Origin of the sequence: Streptomyces sp. NPDC048338, from assembly GCF_043201055.1 — a bacterium.
GTDB lineage: Bacteria > Actinomycetota > Actinomycetes > Streptomycetales > Streptomycetaceae > Streptomyces.
Window position 1 is genome coordinate 1 of record NZ_JBICYQ010000006.1, and the last position, 17748, is coordinate 17748.

Annotated in this window: 19 protein-coding genes; 4 read left to right on the forward strand and 15 right to left on the reverse strand. The window is 72.5% G+C overall.

The genetic code is table 11. The features are described 5' to 3' along the window. Nucleotides 1-217 precede the first annotated feature (217 nt). Nucleotides 218-610: a nuclear transport factor 2 family protein gene (locus ACGFZF_RS15460; RefSeq protein ID WP_393554253.1), complete on the reverse strand. Its 393-nt coding sequence runs from the start codon at nucleotides 608-610 to the stop codon at nucleotides 218-220. A gap of 185 nt (nucleotides 611-795) precedes the next feature. Further along, the gene (locus ACGFZF_RS15465; RefSeq protein ID WP_393554255.1) at nucleotides 796-1596 is read right to left on the reverse strand and encodes an alpha/beta fold hydrolase; all 801 of its coding nucleotides are present in this window, start codon (nucleotides 1594-1596) and stop codon (nucleotides 796-798) included. Between the two features lie 135 nt (nucleotides 1597-1731). Here ACGFZF_RS15465 and ACGFZF_RS15470 point away from each other — a divergent pair, with 135 nt between their 5' ends. Continuing rightward, nucleotides 1732-2325: a TetR/AcrR family transcriptional regulator gene (locus ACGFZF_RS15470; protein ID WP_393554257.1), complete on the forward strand. Its 594-nt coding sequence runs from the start codon at nucleotides 1732-1734 to the stop codon at nucleotides 2323-2325. 149 nt (nucleotides 2326-2474) lie between these two features. On the opposite strand, the gene ACGFZF_RS15475 is transcribed toward ACGFZF_RS15470, so the two are convergent. After that, the gene (locus tag ACGFZF_RS15475) at nucleotides 2475-2870 is read right to left on the reverse strand and encodes a RidA family protein (RefSeq protein WP_393554259.1); all 396 of its coding nucleotides are present in this window, start codon (nucleotides 2868-2870) and stop codon (nucleotides 2475-2477) included. 136 nt (nucleotides 2871-3006) lie between these two features. Between ACGFZF_RS15475 and ACGFZF_RS15480 the strand changes: the two genes are divergently transcribed. After that, the gene (locus ACGFZF_RS15480) at nucleotides 3007-3981 is read left to right on the forward strand and encodes a helix-turn-helix transcriptional regulator (RefSeq protein WP_393554261.1); all 975 of its coding nucleotides are present in this window, start codon (nucleotides 3007-3009) and stop codon (nucleotides 3979-3981) included. An 18-nt stretch (nucleotides 3982-3999) separates the two neighbouring features. Here ACGFZF_RS15480 and ACGFZF_RS15485 read toward each other — a convergent pair whose 3' ends face one another. Then, the gene (locus ACGFZF_RS15485) at nucleotides 4000-4767 is read right to left on the reverse strand and encodes a class E sortase (RefSeq protein ID WP_393554263.1); all 768 of its coding nucleotides are present in this window, start codon (nucleotides 4765-4767) and stop codon (nucleotides 4000-4002) included. A gap of 580 nt (nucleotides 4768-5347) precedes the next feature. On the opposite strand from ACGFZF_RS15485, the gene ACGFZF_RS15490 reads away from it, so the two are divergent. After that, on the forward strand, nucleotides 5348-7075 hold the full coding sequence (locus ACGFZF_RS15490; RefSeq protein WP_393554908.1) for an ATP-binding cassette domain-containing protein: 1728 nt from the start codon (nucleotides 5348-5350) through the stop codon (nucleotides 7073-7075). 56 nt (nucleotides 7076-7131) lie between these two features. On the opposite strand, the gene ACGFZF_RS15495 is transcribed toward ACGFZF_RS15490, so the two are convergent. The 7 genes from ACGFZF_RS15495 to ACGFZF_RS15525 form a co-directional block, all read right to left on the reverse strand. After that, nucleotides 7132-7308, reverse strand: a complete 177-nt coding sequence (locus tag ACGFZF_RS15495) for a hypothetical protein (protein WP_356601892.1) — start codon at nucleotides 7306-7308, stop codon at nucleotides 7132-7134. A 52-nt stretch (nucleotides 7309-7360) separates the two neighbouring features. Then, a complete protein-coding gene (locus ACGFZF_RS15500) occupies nucleotides 7361-8638 on the reverse strand; it encodes a sugar ABC transporter permease (protein WP_393554264.1) in 1278 nt (425 codons plus the stop codon). Continuing rightward, complete coding sequence (locus tag ACGFZF_RS15505; protein ID WP_356774285.1) at nucleotides 8635-9414, reverse strand: ATP-binding cassette domain-containing protein; 780 nt, start codon at nucleotides 9412-9414, stop codon at nucleotides 8635-8637. Before ACGFZF_RS15505 ends, ACGFZF_RS15500 begins: the two co-directional genes overlap by 4 nt. 71 nt (nucleotides 9415-9485) lie before the next feature. Then, entirely contained in the window at nucleotides 9486-10580 is a 1095-nt protein-coding gene (locus ACGFZF_RS15510; RefSeq protein WP_356601886.1) for a substrate-binding domain-containing protein, read from the reverse strand. 262 nt (nucleotides 10581-10842) lie between these two features. Next, nucleotides 10843-11415 (reverse strand): antibiotic biosynthesis monooxygenase, encoded by a 573-nt coding sequence (locus ACGFZF_RS15515; RefSeq protein ID WP_393554266.1) that lies wholly within the window; start codon nucleotides 11413-11415, stop codon nucleotides 10843-10845. An 84-nt stretch (nucleotides 11416-11499) separates the two neighbouring features. Next, the gene (locus ACGFZF_RS15520; RefSeq protein ID WP_393554268.1) at nucleotides 11500-12726 is read right to left on the reverse strand and encodes an MFS transporter; all 1227 of its coding nucleotides are present in this window, start codon (nucleotides 12724-12726) and stop codon (nucleotides 11500-11502) included. Nucleotides 12727-12893: 167 nt separating this feature from the next. Next, complete coding sequence (locus tag ACGFZF_RS15525) at nucleotides 12894-13748, reverse strand: DMT family transporter (protein WP_393554270.1); 855 nt, start codon at nucleotides 13746-13748, stop codon at nucleotides 12894-12896. A 172-nt stretch (nucleotides 13749-13920) separates the two neighbouring features. Between ACGFZF_RS15525 and ACGFZF_RS15530 the strand changes: the two genes are divergently transcribed. After that, nucleotides 13921-15027 carry an AI-2E family transporter gene (locus ACGFZF_RS15530; protein WP_393554910.1) on the forward strand — a complete coding sequence of 369 codons (1107 nt, stop codon included), beginning with the start codon at nucleotides 13921-13923 and terminating at the stop codon, nucleotides 15025-15027. A 107-nt stretch (nucleotides 15028-15134) separates the two neighbouring features. Here ACGFZF_RS15530 and ACGFZF_RS15535 read toward each other — a convergent pair whose 3' ends face one another. The 4 genes from ACGFZF_RS15535 to ACGFZF_RS15550 all read right to left on the reverse strand — a co-directional run bounded on the left by ACGFZF_RS15535 (nucleotide 15135) and on the right by ACGFZF_RS15550 (nucleotide 17660). Beyond that, nucleotides 15135-16178 carry a M4 family metallopeptidase gene (locus ACGFZF_RS15535; RefSeq protein ID WP_393554272.1) on the reverse strand — a complete coding sequence of 348 codons (1044 nt, stop codon included), beginning with the start codon at nucleotides 16176-16178 and terminating at the stop codon, nucleotides 15135-15137. Nucleotides 16179-16357: 179 nt separating this feature from the next. Next, nucleotides 16358-16696 (reverse strand): hypothetical protein, encoded by a 339-nt coding sequence (locus ACGFZF_RS15540; RefSeq protein ID WP_393554274.1) that lies wholly within the window; start codon nucleotides 16694-16696, stop codon nucleotides 16358-16360. 297 nt (nucleotides 16697-16993) lie between these two features. Continuing rightward, on the reverse strand, nucleotides 16994-17458 hold the full coding sequence (locus ACGFZF_RS15545) for a hypothetical protein (protein ID WP_393554276.1): 465 nt from the start codon (nucleotides 17456-17458) through the stop codon (nucleotides 16994-16996). Nucleotides 17459-17468: 10 nt separating this feature from the next. Further along, nucleotides 17469-17660, reverse strand: a complete 192-nt coding sequence (locus ACGFZF_RS15550) for a CsbD family protein (RefSeq protein ID WP_393554278.1) — start codon at nucleotides 17658-17660, stop codon at nucleotides 17469-17471. Nucleotides 17661-17748: the final 88 nt, after the last annotated feature.

The following is a 17748-nucleotide window of genomic DNA, read 5'->3' on the forward strand; positions in this document are numbered from 1 at the left end:
GCCCCCCGCCCCCTGGCCCCGGCCGCAGCCCCCCCGGCCCGGGCCCCCCCGCGGCGGGGGGGGGCGCCCCCGCCGCGGGGGGGCGGGGGGGCGGGGGGGGGGGGGGGGCCCCGGGGCCCCCCCCCCCCCCCACGGCCGGGCCCCCGAGTTCTCGGCGCCCGCAGGCGCCGACCCGGCAGGGGGCGGGTTCACGCCCCCTGCCGGTGCGTGGCCCGGCTCACGCGCCCGCCGCCTCCTGGGCGATCCGGTCGAACTGGGCGCCCATCGCCTCCGACAGCGCCTTGGCCGCGGACAGCGGGCGCACCATGACGGTGAAGTCGTCGATCCGGCCCGCCTCGTCGAAGTGGAGGAAGTCGCAGCCCTGGATCTCCCGGCCGTCGACGGTGGCGGTGAAGACGAGGGCGTGGTCGCGGCCGTCCGGGTTCGCGATCTCGCGCACGTAGGTGAAGTCCTCGAAGACCCGCATGACACCGCGGAGGATCGCGGCCGTGATGGCCTTGCCCTCGTACGGCTTGAAGGCGACGGGGCTGGTGAAGACGACGTCCGGCGCGAGCAGCGCCTCCAGGGCTTCGGTGTCCCGGTTCTCGACGGCCTTGCGGAACGGATGCATCGAACCCCACTTACTCAAGTAATTGACTAGGTGCGAGTGAGGCTATTCCGACGGCACGCCCCTGTCCAGGGCGGCCCTCGCACCTCACCCACGATGCCCCTGCACCCGCCGGGCACCGGGTGCCGCCTCCGCGACCCGCCCGACGAGCGGGCGACACCCGCCGCATGGGCCCGCCCCGGCGGAACTCAGACGGTGGCGAGGAACTCCCGGACCGCGGCGGCGAACACCTCGGGGGCGCCGGCGTGGACGAAGTGGTCGGCGTCCAGCTCGACCGACACGGTGCCGGGGCGGCGCTCGACCATGGCGCGGACCTGCTCCGGCGGGATGATCCCCCGAGTGCCGTGGACCAAAAGGGCCGGGCAGGCGGAGGCGGTCCAGTCGTCCCAGTGGTCGCCGTGGACCTGCTCTTCCGACTCGTACATCTCCTGGGGGCGGAACGGCAGCCGCCAGGTACCGTCCGCGTTCTCCCGCAGCCGGTCGGAGAAGTACGGCGCGACCGGGCCGAGGCCCGCGACGAGCGCGTCGCGGGTGGGCGCCAGACAGGGCAGATCCAGCAGGAAGCCGAGGGGGTTCCTCCCGTCCAGGCCGAGGACGACCGGACCCTCGGCGTCGACCAGCGCATGGACGCGCTCCGGATGGCGGGCGGCGAACTGGTAGGCGTTGACGGCGCCGAGGGAGTGGCCGAGCAGCACGACACGCCCCAGGCCCAGGTGGTCCAGCAGGGCCCGCAGGTCGGCGAGATAGCCGTCCCGTGAGTAGTCGGCGGCGGAGTCGGACTCGCCCTGACCGCGCTGGTCCGGGGCGATCAGCCGCCATTCGGGGCCGAGCGCCCGGGCGAGGTGGCCGAACGTGGCGCCCTCGGACAGATGTCCGTGCAGCGCGACAAGCGGGCGGCCGGTCCCGCCGAAGTCGAGGTACGACAGCCGGCGGCCGTCGATGACGAGTTCGGCGCGGACGGCGGCGTCGGCAGCGGTGATGTCACTCATGGCGGGGTCTCCCGTCTCGGTTGCGATGAGAAGACCGTAGCGAGGACTAGAGCATCCGCGCAATACGCTTGTATAAGACGCTCGAATAAGACGATCGTCTTGCACGCGGCGCGTCCCCGTCGATAGCCTCCGACCATGGGAAATCGTGAAGACCTGCTCGCCGGGGCACGCCGCTGCCTGGAGGAGAAGGGGTGGGCGCGGACGACGGTCCGCGACATCACGGCCGCGTCCGGCGGTGTCAGCATGGCGGCCATCGGCTATCACTTCGGTTCCCGGGAGGCGCTGCTCAACGCCGCGCTCATCGACGCCATCGACGAGTGGGGCACCCACACCGGTCGCGCTCTGGCCGCCTTCGGCACGGAGAAGGCCACACCGGCCCAGCGGTACGAGGCGATGTGGGACAGGATCATCGAGTCCTTCGCGACGCATCGCACCCTGTGGCTCGCCTCGGTCGAGGCACTCGCCCAGGCCGAGCACTCCGAGGACCTTCGACGCCACCTCGCCGGAGGCCAGGCCGAAGGGCGGCGGGGACTGGCGGCCCTCCTCGGCGGCGTCGAGGAGGACGCGGTCACCGACGGAGCGGCCCGCACGCTGGGCGCCGTCCAGATGGCGCTGCTCTCGGGCCTGATGACGCAGTGGCTCACCGACCCCGACCGGGCGCCCACGGGCGCCGACGTCGTCGCCGGCCTGCGCGCGCTGGCCCGTGTCGTCGGACCCGGTCGGTCCTGATACCCCGCCAGGGGGTGCGCGGCTCGTCCCACGCTCGGGCCGACGTCCCCCAAGTGACCGACGTCGCGGGCGAGTCGACGGAATCCCGATCGGGTGTCGGCTGTTCGGGCCGGTCCACCGGCCCGAACAGCGCAGAGGGTGAGGTCACGTCACGCGACGGCGGTTCCCTCCAGTTCGACCAGCTGGCCGGGGAGCGCCAGTCGCGTCACCCCGAGCATCGTGGCGGTCGGCGCCACCCCGGCGGCGCCCAACCTCGCCGCCAGCAAGCCGTAGTGCCGGAAGAGCAGATCGACGTCGGTCGTGTAGACGTTGAGCCGGACGAGGTCGGATGGCGACATGCCGGCCTCGCCGAGTACGGCCTCGAGATTGTCGATGCTCAGCGTCAACTGCGCCGCCATGTCACCGTCGTGCCGGGGTTCGCCGTCCTTGCTCATCGCGGTCTGCCCCGAGATGTAGAGGGTCCGGGTGTGCCCGGAGACGACCTCACCCTGGTTGAATCCCCTCTCCACCGACCAGGACACCGGGTTGATCGCGGTTCGTTCCATGGACACGTGAGCTCCCTCCGCTTCATGCGGGACACGCGCGTCGGACGACTCCAACAGTCGTCTGCTCGACGTCGCGTGAACGAGCCTCGCAACAAATCACGACACCCTTGGTCATGTATGCCGATAGGTTTCCCGCATGCGCGCCGACCGACTGGTCTCGCTGGTGCTGCTGCTGCGGCAGCGCGGCCGGCTGACCGCCGACATGCTGGCCCGCGAGCTCGACGTCTCCACCCGCACCGTGCTGCGCGACATCGAGGCGCTGTCCGCGGCCGGCGTCCCGGTCTACGCCGAACGCGGCCGGCACGGCGGTTTCGCGTTGCTGCCCGGGTTCCGGACCGAGCTCACCGGACTGAACCACGACGAGGCCCTTGCCCTGCTGGCCGCCGGATCGGGGCGTGGCGAGCAGGTGCTGGGCCTCCGCTCGGCCCTCGCCTCGGCCAGGCGGAAGGTGGTCGACGCGCTGCCCGAGGGCCACCGGGCGGCCGCGAGCGACGCGGCCCGGCGCTTTCTCGTCGACCCCGAGGCCGACCTGCTCTCGCGCAAGCCGGTCGCCGAGGAGGTGACCGACACCACGATGATCGAGATCCGGCGCGCGGTGCTCGCCGGGCACAGACTCCGCATCCACTACGCGGCCACGGGACAGGCCCCGCGATGGCGCACGGTGGACCCGATCGGCCTGGTGACCGTACGGGACCGGGGCTACCTGCTGGCCACGAGGTCCGGCGAGGACCGCACCTACCGGCTGGCGCGGGTGTCCGCCGCCGAGGAGCTCCCCGAAGCGGCAGAACGACCGGACCGGATCGATCTGGACCAGATCTGGCGGGAGCGCTCCGCGCGGTTCCTCTCCGGCGGCGACCACGTCACCGTGCGGGTGCGGGTGGACCCGGCGCGACGGGAGGAGCTGCTGGACACCGCGCTGGCCGTCCGCGCGGAAGAACCGGACGCGGACGGCCGGCTGCTCCTGGAGGTGACCTTCCAGGATTCACGACACGCCGAATGGGCGCTCTGGCAGCTCGGCATGGACGCGGAGGCCCTCACTCCGCCCGCGCTGCGCACCGCCCTGCGCGACCGCGCCGCCGCGCTGGCCACCCGCTACACGGACGCGACCTGAGAGCCCTCCCCCTCGGCCCTAGCCGGCCGGACGGGTGGCGGTCAGTACACCGATCTTGTCGATGCGGTGCTCGGGGTTGCCCTGCGCGTCGCGCCAGTAGTTCCCCGCCGCGTTGTCCTCGGGCGTCGCGCAGGTGGAGAGGGTGATCATGGCCCTGGTCGCCTTCTCACCGGGCTTCCCCGGCACCGCGGCCCGCTGCTCGGCGAGGGAGCGGGCGGAGCGGAAGGACGTGGTCCGGGTCTCGGTGATCCGGTACTCGTACACGGTGTCACCCTGGGTGACGAAGACCGAGTCCCCCGCACGGACCGAGGGCAGCTCCCGCAGGGGTCCACCCGCGGAGAGGCGGTGGGCGGTCACCAGGTAGTTCCCGACCTCGCCGGGTCCGACCCCGCCGCGTTTCCCGTACGGGCTGGCGGCCACGCCGCGGTCCTGAATGCGGGTACCGGCGGCGTCGTCGGTCGTTCCCTCGTAAGGGACGACACGCAGGCCGGTGAGGCCGATCGCGGGAATCGCCAGCTCTGCGGTCCGGGTCCGCGCGACCGGCTCGGGATCGGGTGCCGGCGCCGCCACGGGGATCCGCGACGCGGACGGCACGGGAGCGGGAGACGACGACGCGGGGGCGGCAGCCGGCGCGGAACCGCTCGTGGCCGCGGCGGACGGGGCCGCGTCACGCGGGCTCGACGAGACACCGGCCGTGGCGCCCGCGCCCGTCTGGGCGGAGCAGCCGACGAGCAGGCCGACGGTCATCGCGGCTATGACGGGGAGAACGACTCGGGGACTCGGCATGGCATTCCGGAGGGGTTCGTCACTCTCGGTCGCTGTCGGGTACGCACGGCGCCCGCAGAGACCGCTTCAACCAGGACAACGACCGGAATCGCGCGCACATTCCCCTGGATAGGTGTACGGAACGTAGCGAGCACCGCACACCTCAGAAACAGCACCGGTCACTCGCGTATCGACTTCGGCGATTCGGCCATCTCCGCTCCACCCCGCGCTCCGGGCGGCACAAGGGTCCGTGGCCTCTGCACGCCGCGGCGGACGCGCCGCCCCACGGATCCGTCTTCGGCTCACATACGTGTGCTCGACTCCCCCGCAGCCGTCGTTGGTCCCGGTACTCACCGCTCCCCCCAACGACCACCCAGGAGAAGAGCAGTTGACCGCTGATCCCACCCCGCAGACCGCTGCCGTCCCGCGCCCGTCGCCATCCGCGCCCGTCCCGCCCCCGTCCGCACCCGCCGGCCCGCCGCCACCCCCTCCGCCCGCCGAGATCACGTACGGGGGCGAGTTCGCCGTGAACCCGCTCGGCGAGGCGTCCTTCCGCGCCCTGTGCGCCCGGCTCCCCCGCGTCCTGCTGCGCATCGGACGGATGTCCTGGCGCGTCGACCGTCGTGCCGTCCTGCTCCTCCTCGGATGCCAGCTGGTCACGGGAGTGGCGGCGGCCGTCCTGCTGACCGCCACCGCCCGGGCCCTGCGGTCCGTGCTCGGTGCCGGGGCGATCGCGGACCGCCTGGAGCAGGCGCTGCCGGCCCTCGTCGTCGTGGGCGTCGCCGCCGGCCTCACCCGTACCGCCGGAGCCCTGGCCTGCTACGCCGAGCGGCGGCTCACGCCCGGACTCACGACCGGGACCGACACCGCGCTCGTCGAGGCGGTCTGCCGGGTCGAGGCGGCGGCCTACGCGGTGGACGGCTTCGCCGACCGCCAGGAGGCGGCGGAGATGGGGGTGATCCGGGCCCAGGTGATGGTGACCGACGCACAGCGCTTCCTGTCGGCGCTCGTCCGCATGGTCACGGCCGCCGGAGCGCTCGCGGTGCTCAACCCGCTGGTGGTTCCGCTGCTCCTTCTCGCCGTGCTGCCGGCGGGTGCCGGGGCGGTGCTGACCGCCCGGGTGGACTACGAGGTGCACTACGCGAACATCGCCGACCGCAACGTGCGCGGCATGATGCGCTGGTGGGCGACGACCACCAAGTACGGGGACGAGGTCCGCGCCAACGGGATGACCGACTACCTGCTCTTCTGGTTCCGCTCGCTGTCCGAGCGCTGCGACCGGCGCACGCTCGCCGCGGCCCCGCGCACGCTGCGCATCGCGCTCGCCTCGTCCCTGGTCGCCGGTGTGTTCCTGGTCGCGTCGTGGGCGGCGCTCGCCTGGCTGGCCGTGACCGGCCGGATCGCCCTCGCGCTCGCCGCGACCGCCGTCGTCGCCGTCCAGACGACACTCGGCGCCCTGTCGCAGCTGGTCCTCAACGGCGCCGCGCTCTTCCACACGAGTCTCTACCTCGGCGACATGGAGTCCTTCCTCGACGACGCGTCCGCACGCGCACCCCGACGCGGCTCCGCCACCGTGAGCGCCCCCGTCGAGGAGATCCGGCTCGACGAGGTCGTCTACCGCTACCCGGGCAAGGACAGGCCCGCCGTCGACGGCGTGTCCCTGACCCTGCGCCGTGGGGAGATCCTCGCGATCGTCGGCGTGAACGGCTCCGGCAAGTCGACCTTCACCCGCCTGCTCACCGGCGTCTACCTGCCCGACGAGGGACGGGTGACCTGGAACGGAACCGATCTCGGCGACGTCGACCCGGCAACCGTCTGGAGCTGCACCGGACTGGTCCCGCAGATCTTCGCCCAGTGGCCGCTGCGGGTACGGGAGAACATCACCCTCGGACAGCCGCGCACGTCCCACGACGGTCCGGTCTGGGACGCCGTCGACGCGGTCGGGATGCGCGAGGCGATCGAGGACCTGCCGGCCGGCCTGGACACGCTCCTGGCGCGGGAGCTCTTCGGCGGCGCGGAGCTGTCCGGCGGCCAGTGGCAGCGACTGGCCTGCTCACGGGCCCTGTACCGCCGGCCGCCGCTGCTCATCCTGGACGAACCCACGTCGCAGATGGACCCGCGGGGCGAACACCGCGTCTTCGAGCGGATCAGGTCGATCGCCGGCGACCGCATCACGATCGTGGTCACCCACCGGCTGGAGAACACCCGGATCGCCGACCACATCGTGGTGATGGAACACGGCCGCATCACCGAACAGGGCCGTTACGACGACCTGGTCCACGCGGGCGGCACCTTCGCGGAGCTCCTCGCCCTCTCCCTCGACCGCTGACTCCGAACCCGGCCGGCCGAGAGGCCCGGCGCTCCGCCGGGCCGCACGGACGGTCGTCAGTCGCCCTCCGGGGTGGCGGGGCGGCGGCGGTGGAAGCCGTCGGCCTCCGGGTTCAGGTCGAGTATGTCGAGGAGGGCCGCCAGGTCCCCGGCGTCGGTGGCGTGCTTCGCGACGGTCAGGCGGGCCGCGCGCCGCTGCGCGAGGGCCGGCTCGCTTCCTTCTGCTCGCTCCATGACCACGATGCGACCACGCCGGGTGCGTCGGCGCAGCCCGGGTGCGGGCCGTTCAGGCGCGCCCCGCGGCCTTCTGGGTCTTGCGGGAGAGGGAGTCGACGACCACCGCGGCCAGCAGGACCGCACCGGTGATCATGAACTGGACGGCGTTGCTGACGCCCATGATGTTCATCCCGGACTGGATGGATCCGATGACCAGCGCGCCGAGCAGGGCGGACCAGACCGAGCCGCGTCCGCCGAACAGGCTGGTGCCGCCGATGACGGCCGCGGCGATGACGTTCATCAGCAGGTTGCCGCCGCCGGAGGTCTGGCTGGCGGACTGGATCTGCCCGGCCAGGAAGAGGCCGCCGACCGCGGCCATGGTGCCGGAGATCGAGAAGACGCTCATGCGGACGAACGGCACGCTGATGCCCGCGCGGCGGGCACCCTCGATGTTGCCGCCGACCGCGAAGACGCGTCGGCCGTACGTGGTGCGGCGCAGGACGAAGTCGAGGACCACGAGCAGGATCAGGAAGATCAGGAGCGCCAGCGGGAGGCCCTGGTACTGGTTCAGGATGTAGGCGGTGACGAAGGCGATCGCCGCGAGGACGACGGTGCGCAGCACGATCTCGGCGACCGGCCGGGACGGAACCCGGGCCGACCTGCGTCGTTTGGCGTCCAGGAGCGAGGCCGCGAGGAAGAGTCCGACTCCGACGGCCGCCGTCACGTACGCGGCGGCGGGGCTGTGGAAGATGGTCGAGTAGAGCTCGGAGACGATGCTGTCGCTCGGGATGTTGACCGTGCCGCTGGTGCCGAGCACCTGGAGCATGAGGCCGTTCCAGGCGAGATTGCCCGCCAGGGTGACGACGAAGGCCGGCACACCGACCTTGGCGAAGAAGAACCCCTGGATGAGCCCGACGGCCGCGCCGCCCGCGATGGCGACCAGGAGCGCCAGCCACTGGTTCATGCCGTTGATGACGTTGAGTACGGCGAAGATCGCCGCGCACAGGCCGCTGACCGAGCCGACCGACAGGTCGATCTCGCCGAGCAGCAGGACGAAGACGATGCCGACCGCGATCATGCCGGTGCCGACGATCTGCTGGCTGAGGTCGGAGAGGTTCTGGGCCGACAGGAACGTGCTGTTCAGGCTGCCGAAGACGGTCCAGATGATGATCACGGCGAGGACGACGGGAAGGGAGCCCAGCTCGCCGCTGCGCAGCTTGCGTCGGAACTCCCCCAGATATCCCTTGATGCCCTCCTCGCGGACGAGGAGACGGCTGTCCACCGCGGGCATGGCGCCGCGGGCCGGTTCCTGGCCGGAGGTGTCGTCGGTGCCTCGGTCGCGGCTCATGACTCCTCCCCCAGCTTGCGGGCCTGGCGGCGGGTGACGGCGCTGTCGGTGGCGCCGGTGATGGCGGAGATGATCTCCTCGGTGGTGGTGGAGCGCTTGTCGAAGAAGCCGTTGTTGCGGCCGAGGCGCATCACCGCGATCCGGTCGGCGACCGCCATCACGTCGACCATGTTGTGGCTGATCAGGATGGTTCCCAGGCCCTGTTCGCGGAGCCGCTCGACGAGGTCGAGGACCTCGGCGGTCTGCTCGACGCCCAGCGCCGCGGTCGGCTCGTCCAGGATGACGACCTTGGGTTCGCCGATCAGCGAGCGGGCGATGGCGACCGTCTGGCGCTGGCCGCCGGACAGCGAGGCGACGGGGATGCGGACGCTGGGGATGCGGATGGAGAGCGTCTGGAGCAGCTCCCGAGCGCGCTGGTCCATGCGGACCTCGTCGAGGACGCCGAACCGCCGTAGTTCGCGGCCGAGGAAGAGGTTGCCGACCACGTCGAGGTTGTCGCACAGGGACAGGTCCTGGTAGACGGTGGCGATGCCGAGGTTCTGGGCGTCGTGCGGCCGGTTGATGGAGACCGGACGGCCCTGCCATTCGATGACGCCCTCGTCCGGCTGGTTCACCCCGGCGATCGTCTTGACGGCGGTCGACTTGCCGGCGCCGTTGTCGCCGACGAGGGCGACGACCTCTCCGGGGTGGACCTCCAGGTCGAACTCGGACAGCGCCTGGACGGCGCCGAACCGTTTGGAGATGCCCCGGAGTGTGAGCACAGGTGCTTCCGTCAACGGAACCGCCTCCTCCGCTCGCCCGCTGGTACGGGCCGTCTCGCCCCCGCCGGGATGAAGCGCTCAAGCGGTCAGGTGAGTCCGGCCTCCTTGCAGGCTGCGGCGTAGGTCGGGGTGCAGATCTCCTGGACGGTGTACATGCCGTCCTTGACGACCGTGTCCTTGATGTTGTCCTTGTTGACGACGACCGGCGCCAGCAGGGTGGCCGGGACCTTGTCGCCGCTGCCGTTCGTGACGGTGACGGGGGTCAGGTCCTTGGGCAGCTCCTTGCCCTCGGCCAGGTTGACGGCCATGGTGGCGGCGATGTCGGCCTCGGGCTTGTACGGCTTCTGGACCGTGATGGTCTGGGTGCCGAGCAGGATGCGCTGGATGGCGTCGAGCTGGGCGTCCTGACCGGTCAACGGCACGTTGATGCCGGATGCCTTGAGGGCGGTGGCGATGCCCGCGGCCAGTCCGTCGTTGGCGGAGTACACGGCCTGGATGTTGTCCTTGCCCAGCGCGCTGATGGCACCGGACATCTGCTGGTTGGCGTTGTTCGGGTCCCAGTTGGGAGTGTCGTACTCCTTGCCGATCTTCACCTTGCCGTCGAGGACGGAGTGGGCGCCGGCCTTGAACTCGGCGGCGTTCGGGTCCGTCGGCGAACCGTTGTGCATGACGATCTGGCTGTCGGCGGCCTTCGAACCGAGCGCGTCCAGCAGCGCCTTGCCCTGCAACTCGCCGACCTTCCGGTTGTCGTACGAGACATAGGCGTCGACGGGGCCCTGCGCCAGGCGGTCGTAGGCGACGACCTTGACGCCCGCCGCGTTGGCCTTCTCCACGGAGGACTGGATCGACTTGGCGTCCACGGCGTCCAGGATGAGCACCTGGTCGCCCTTGGCGAGCGCGGTGTTGACCTGCTGCTGCTGGGTCGTCGCGCTCTCGGCGGCGTTGTAGTAGTCGATCTGCGCGTTGGGAGCGAGTTCCTTGATCTTCTGCTCGATGTACGGCCGGTCGAACTTCTCGTAGCGCGTGGTCTTGCTCTCCGGCAGCAGCAGACCGATCTTCACGTCGTCCTGCTGCGCCACGGAACTCACGCCCGGCCCTGCCGCGACGCTCGTCGCCACCACGCTCAGGGACAGGGCCGCGGCTCCGGCAAGTGCTATCGCGCCCCGCAATGTACGGGTCATCGGAGGCTCCTTTCGCGCTCCCGCGCCCCCGGGCACCGGAAGGGTGACAGGAGGGGAGTGCACCTTTGGCCTATATATCGACATTAACCGCAACCCGGGCTCGGGCAAGCGGGTGAATCCGCCTCGGCGGCCCGGAAACCCCCTCCGACCTGGGCGGACCCCTTCTGATGCGCCGTTCGACACCGGCGGCGCGGCCACGCAGAGCGGCGCCTTCCCACCCTGCGTGACGCCCGCGGCCGCGCCGGACCCGGGCCGCGGGCGGTCAGCCGCGGAGCCAGCCGCGCAGGATCCGGCTGACGGCGGGCATGGCCACGTAGGTCATCAGCACGCTGAAGAGCGCGGAGACGAGGGCGGTGTTCAGGAGCAGGGGGACGGCCTTGAGGTGCGGCAGCAGGAAGACGTTGCCGAGCAGCGAGACCGGATAGACGGCGAGGGTCGAGCTGACGACCATCTTCCAGCGCGGCGGGGCCGGCTGGGTGGACCCGGGCTTCGCGAACCAGGTCTCCATACCGCTCAGTTCACGCCGGGCTATCTCGCTGTGCCGGTGCCCCTCGCAGTGGTCGAACCAGGCTTCCCGCTCCGGGGACTCCTGCCAGGTGCGGCAGGCGGCCGCGTCGCGGAAGCGGTGCACGAGGAACCACGGGGCTCCCGGCGCGGACGGGCGGAAGAAGCCGTAGCCCAGGTGGCCCGGGAAGGCGGCCGCCGTGTCGAGGATGCCCTGCGCCCACTTCTCGAAGGCGTCCTCGAAGCCGGGTTCGACCTGACGGGCGATCAGCAGCGTGACCTCCCCGGTGTCGGCGGGGACGGTCGTGTGCTCCAGGCTTGTCGCGGTCACTCGTTCTCCTCGTACGTCCGTACGTCGCGCCGCGCTCACCTTAGGTCCTGCCCGGCCGGTCCTCGAAGATCGCCCGGACAGGACCTAAGGGGCGTCCTCCGCGGCGGCGGGGTGCCGGAGGTACAGGTAGAGGCCGGCGCCGGCGGCGAGGACGGTGACGCAGGCGGTGAACGTGAGGCCGGCCGTGTCCAGGCCCACCCACATCGTCAGCGCCCCCACGCCCACGACGGGCAGCGAGATCCCGGTGTAGGCGACGACGAAGAACGAGGAGACGGTCGCCGCCCGGTGCGCGGAGGGCGCCGCGTCGCCGACGGCGCTCAGGCCGGCGCGGAAGGCGAGCCCCTGGCCGAGCCCGCCGCACATCCCGCCCACCACCAGCAGCGGCAGGGTCTCCACCCACAGCGACGCCCCGACCAGCAGGAGGCCGACGACGAGCACCAGGCAGCCGAGCGGCAGGGCGGTGCTCACCGGCATCCGGCCCGTCAGCGACTGTCCCGCGGTCGAGGCGAGGAACACCGAGAAGACCACCAGCCCGGTCACGGCCAGATTGTGGATGTCGAGTGTCTGGGAGACGAAACTGGGCGCCACCGCGGTGAACAGGCCGAGCAGCGAGAAGCCGGCGAAGGCGGCGACGGCCGACGGGGTGAAGACGCCGCGGACGCGCGCCGGCACGTACAGACCCTGCGGTCTGGGGCGCGCCCGCAGCCGCGGCTGACGGACCGTCTCCGGCAGCAGCAGGACGACGACACAGGCCACGGCCACCAGCCCGAGGTGCACGAGGAAGGGAAGGGTGAGCGGATCCGGGGCGTACTGCGCGAGGAAGCCGGCGAGCAGGGGGCCGCAGCCGAGCCCGCCCATGTTCGCCGCGGTGGCGGCGAATCCCGCGCGGGACTTCTGCTCGGGCCGGGCGAGTTCCAGCACCGTGACCGTCCCCGCCCCGCTGAGCAGCCCGGCGGAGAAACCCGAGAACAGCCGGCCGGCGAAGAGCAGGGGCAGCCCGCCCTCGTTCAGGAAGCACACCGCGCTCGCCGCCGCCATGGCCAGAGCGCACCACAGGACGGGGCGGCGCCCGACGACGTCCGAGTGGTTGCCGACCAGCAGCAGGGTGGCGATCACGCCGACCGCGTAACTGGCGAAGATCACCGTCACCATCAGCTCGGAGAATCCCAGCTCCGCACGGTAGAGACCGTAGAGCGGGGTGGGCAGGGTCGTGCCCGCCATGCCGATCGCGAAGACGGCGGCCGCCGCCGGATAGCCCAGACGCCTGCCGCGGGACGCTTCGAGCCGGGGTGGACGTGATCCGCTGGTCATGCCGAGCACCCTAAGCGCTGTCCCGTCCTCCCCGGCGGGTCGGCGCACGGCGTCGGACGGGGTGCTTCGCATGGCGGGAGGTCGCCCTCGTACCGGGCGTGTCTCCGGGCGCTCCGACGGCCCGGCGCGGTGCCGTCGCGGGCCCGAGAAGACCGCCCGGCCAGGACCTACGCGGTGCTGACCCCGCTGCGGGCGAGCGCGAACACCCCGAAGACGATCAGGCCGACTCCCATCACCTCCGGCACCAGCCACCACCCGCCGCGTACGTGCTCCTCGTAGAGGAGCACGCCCAGCATGAGGCTCAGCATCGCGTCCCCGAGCGTGAGCGCCGGCTGTGAGGCCACGAGGGGGCCGCCCTGCATCGCGTGTTCCAGCAGCAGGAGCGCCGCGATGCCGGTCACGCAGAAGGCGTACGTCTGCCAGGTCGTCAGAAAGGCGCCCAGGCCGCCGTCGTCCAGGATGTGCATGGCGGCCTTCATGAGGGCCGCGGTGAGCGCGTAGCAGATCGCCGTGGCGGCGCCGAGGCAGGCGGCGCGTGCCCGGCCCGGCGGTCTGCGCAGTCCAGCGGCCGCCAGGGCGACCGCCGCGAGACCGCAGGCCGCCAGTGCCGGCACCCAGCGGTCCAGGGCCACGTGCGTCCGGTTCCCGTCGGGCGAGGCGGCCACCAGGGCGACGCCGAGCCCCGCCACGACCGCCGCGACCGCGAGCCACTGTGCCGAGGGCAGCCGCTCCCGGGCCAGCAGCGACGCGATCAGCAGCGCGAGCGGCAGTTCCAGCACGAACAGCGGCTGTACGAGCGACAGCGGCCCGGTCGCCAGCGCGGCGGCCTGCCCCACCCCGGCGGCGATCACGGCGACGATGCCGGCCAGCCAGAGCGGCCGCTTCAGCAGGTCGAGGATCAGGCCGGGCCGGAACGAGTCGGACTGGGGAACGGTCAGCGCGGCGCGGCGCTGCAGCACCGTGGCGAGCGCGTTGCTGAACGCGGCGAACATGGAGAAGAGGACCGGCAGGACGACGCCCATCCCCCGATCCTCTCCGGCGTCTGCCGACGGACCCGTGCCGACACCGGCACGGGCTCCCGGTTCACCCGGCATTCGCCCGTCCGGACCCCGGTCGGGCGCATGTGGGTGACGGTCGGGCGAATGTACGGCCTCGGGCGTGGACGGCCGGGGTGACGGTGGTACGTGGTTGGCCATGCAGCCAGGCTCACCACCCCCCGTGGTTCCGCTCCTTCGCACCGCCGCCGCCTACGCATGGCGCCTGCTCGTCGTCGGAGCCCTCGTGTACAGCCTGTTCGCCCTGCTCGGGCGGTTCCACGAGATCGGTGTGGCGGTGTTCCTCGGGCTGGTGGCCACGGCGCTGCTGCGGCCGGTCGCCGATCTGCTCGACCGGTGGCTCCCCCGTCCGCTGGCCGTCACCGTCACCGTGCTCGGCAGCATCGTGGTGGTGCTGGGCGTGCTCGCCCTGGTCGGCGAGGCCGTGGAAGGTGAGCGGACGACCCTGGTGAGGGAGTTCCGGACCGGCGTCGACCGGATCGAGGACTGGCTGGAGCGGCCGCCGTTCCGGCTGAACCCGGACGCCCTCACCGACGTCCAGTCCCGGATCGGGAAGTTCCTGTCGAGCCACCGCTCGACCCTGGTGAGCGACGCGCTGAGCGGCGCGCACCGCCTGGTCGAGGTGCTGACGACGCTGGCCCTGGCGTTGTTCACCTCGGTGTTCTTCATCCACTCGGGCGACCGTCAGTGGGCCTGGCTGCAGGAGCAGTTGCCGACGTCCGTGCGCGGCCGGACGGAGATCGGCGGTCGCGCCGCCTGGCGCACCTTCACCGGCTACACGCACGGCATCGTGCTGGTGGCCGCGGTGAACGCGACCCTCGTCGGGCTCGCCCTGTGGCTCCTCGGGGTGCCGCTCGCGATCCCGCTGGCCCTGCTGGAGTTCATGGCCGCGTTCGTCCCGCTGATCGGCTCGCCGGTCGCCCTCGCGGTGGCCGCGGTGGTGGCGCTGGCCGCGAAGGGGCCCCTGGTGGCGGGGATCGTGGTGGCCCTGATCGTGGTCATCGGGCAGATCGAGGGCCATCTGCTGCACCCGCTCGTGATGAGCTGGGCGGTCCGGCTGCACCCGCTGGTGGTCGCGATCTCGGTGATCGCGGGGTCGATCGCGGCCGGCATCGTGGGGGCCGTGGTGGCGGTGCCGCTGGTGTCGGTGGTCTGGTCGGTCCGCACGGCACTCCGCGACGCCCGCGAACCGGTCGGGGCGCCGGAAACCGGCAGGGCCGCGCCGAACGCGGACGGGGCCGGGTGAGCGGAGGGACCCGGGCGACGGCGTCCGCGGCGTGCCCGGTCCGCCAGGATGCCGGGAAGGCCGGGCGAGGCGGGCCCGTCCGGAGACGGGCCCGCCCGCAGACCGCCTTACCCGATACCGGGGATCTGCCGTGCCGCGAACGCCGCGCGGACGGCGTCGGCCGCACCCGTGCCGTACATGCGCTGGGCCGTCGCGATCGTCTGGCGTGCCGCGTCCGTGAAGCTCGTGTCGGGCGCGAAGCCGAACTGGGCGTTGACGATGACGCGGTCCGCGACCCGGGCCCCGAGCGCTCCGCGGATGTCGAGCAGGGCGCGCGACCAGATCTCGCCGTCCGCGTGCACCTCGCCGACCCGGTCCGCGTACACCTTGGTGCCGTCGATGCGGCGCAGGCAGTGCGGGGCGGCGCTGTACTCGACGGCGTCCCAGTCGGCGACGCACGCCGGGTCCGCCTTCTGCGGCCAGCCGTGCCGCGCGGCGGCGTTGGTCCCGACCGCTACGGCCAGGTAGTCGCCGAACGCCTCGCCGATCGCACCGGCCTCGGGGCTGGTCCCGAAGCCGGGCACCTGCGCGTTGTGCACCGCGTGGCCGTACTCGTGGACGATCACCTCGGCGTCCTCGGCGTCGTCGACGCCGCCCTTGCCGAAGCGGATCTCCGCCTTCTTGTCGGTGAAGAACGAGTTGTCCGCGCCCCACTGGTTGATCCGGACCGGCTGCACCCGGTCGTTCGCGCCGGGCAGTTCGCTGCCGAACCCGAGGCCCTGGAGGTACTCCTGCGCCTCGTTGACCCAGAAGTAGGCCATGACCTGCTCGAACTGGTCGTCGTGACGGTCGTACGCGCCGACGTCGGCGACCTTCGCGGAGCCTCCCGTGTCGGACCTGACGGCGGCCCATCGACCGGAGAGCGAGCCGCTGCCGTCGAGGTTGCGCAGGGCGGCCGTGGCGTAGGCGCCGGCGGGGACGGCGGAGGCCGCGTCCTTGCCGTCGGTGAGCGACTGGTCGCCCGTGGACTGCACGGGGTTGACCATGAAGATCCGGGCCTGGGGCGCGACGGCCGGGGCCGAGGCCGAGGCGGATCCGGCCGGGGCGAGCAGAGCCGCGGTGGCGGTGGCCGAGGCGACGGCGATCAGTCCGCGGGGTATGCGGCGAGCCATGTACGTCCTCACGTCGAGGGAATGGGGGTGGCGTGGTGCGGGCGTGATCCTTGCGCACGCGCACCGGTTTTGACCAGGCCCCGAGCGCACTCGTGTCGCCCCCGCCAGGCTCTCCGGCGGCCCGGATCCGCCGCGGACTCAGGTGTCCGGCCGGCCGGCGAGCGTGCCGGCCTCGGCGGTCACGCCGCCCGGGTGATCCAGCGCTGGAGGGCATGGTGCGTGGTGTCGTCCAGGGCGCACAGCGCCTCGATGGCGTCGAGGTCGCCCGGCAGCGGGGCGATGCCGGCCGTGGTCAGTGCCGCGTGCAGGTCCAGGCGGCGGCGGTCGGCCGGGCGCAGGGGCAGCGGGATGCGGCTGTCCGGCGAGGGCGCGGGCAGCGGATACTCGACGGCCTCCATGAAGCCGTGCGCGGAGTGCGTCTCCTCGGGGACGTCCTCGATGAAGAGGGCGGGGAAACGGTAGGGGTCGAAGTCCAGCCGCGAGGTCGGGGCGGTGGTGAAGTCCTGGAGCCGCGTCATGGGTGCCTCCTCGGGTGTCGTGCAACTGAAACCGAGGAGTGCACGAGGGGTTCGGGCGGTTGCACCGGACGCGCGCTACCACCCGAATGCCGTCAATCCCATCTCTTCACAAGAAAGATGAGCCCACGCGCGGAGGGCGGTCGCACCTCGCGGCGGCGGCACCGTGCGCGGCCCCGTCCCGGCCGAGGCCGGTCCACGGACCTCGGCCGGGACGGGGCCGCCGCGGCGGTTCCGGACCACCGGACGGGTGGTCCGGCGGCCCTGCCGCCTCGGCGGGCGCCGGCGGGCGCCGCGCGATCACGTGGCGACCGGCGCGGCGCCGTCCTTCGTGATCTCGAATCGGTACGCGCGCTGGGCGAGGACGTGGTCCGCGCCGTCGACCAGGGCCACGCGCACCTCGTACACGCCCCGCGCCCGCGGTCCGATCGGGAGCCGTTCCGGGGGCAGCGACAGCTCGTACGGACCCCCGTGCCGGAAGTCCCCGAGCACCACCTCGCGCCCGCCGACGGCGACGCCGTCGCGCAGGCGCCGGTCCACGACGCGCAGGCCCGTGGCCTGCCGTCCGAGGACCTGGAACTCCACCACGGCCCGGCATTCGATCCCCTCCCGCAGCGGGAAGGCGGCCGGTTCCCGGCCCGCGGGGGCGACCGGGACCGCGACCGGGGCGTCCGGCTCGGCGAAACGCAGACTCAGGCGGATCAGTTCCACGCCCGATCCGGCCCGCGCGGACGTGGGGCCGGGGGCGTCGGCAACGGAGATCATGACGTCCTCGCTACATGTCGTCGCCGTGCTTCTTCATCCGGCGCATCGCCTCGGCCGCCGTGACCTTCGCCTTGCCCGCCACCTGTTCACCACGGCCCTCGGCCTGCATGCGGCGATCGCCGACGGTCTCGCCGATCTGTTCCTGGGCCTTGCCCTTGATCTCCTGGGCCTTGCCCTTGGCCTTGTCCTTCGACTCGCTCATGACGTCGCCTTCCGTGTGACTCCCCGGCGAGGGGGCTCGGCATGGACGTCCCGCGCCTACCCCTCCCTCGGGCCCGCACACGTCGACC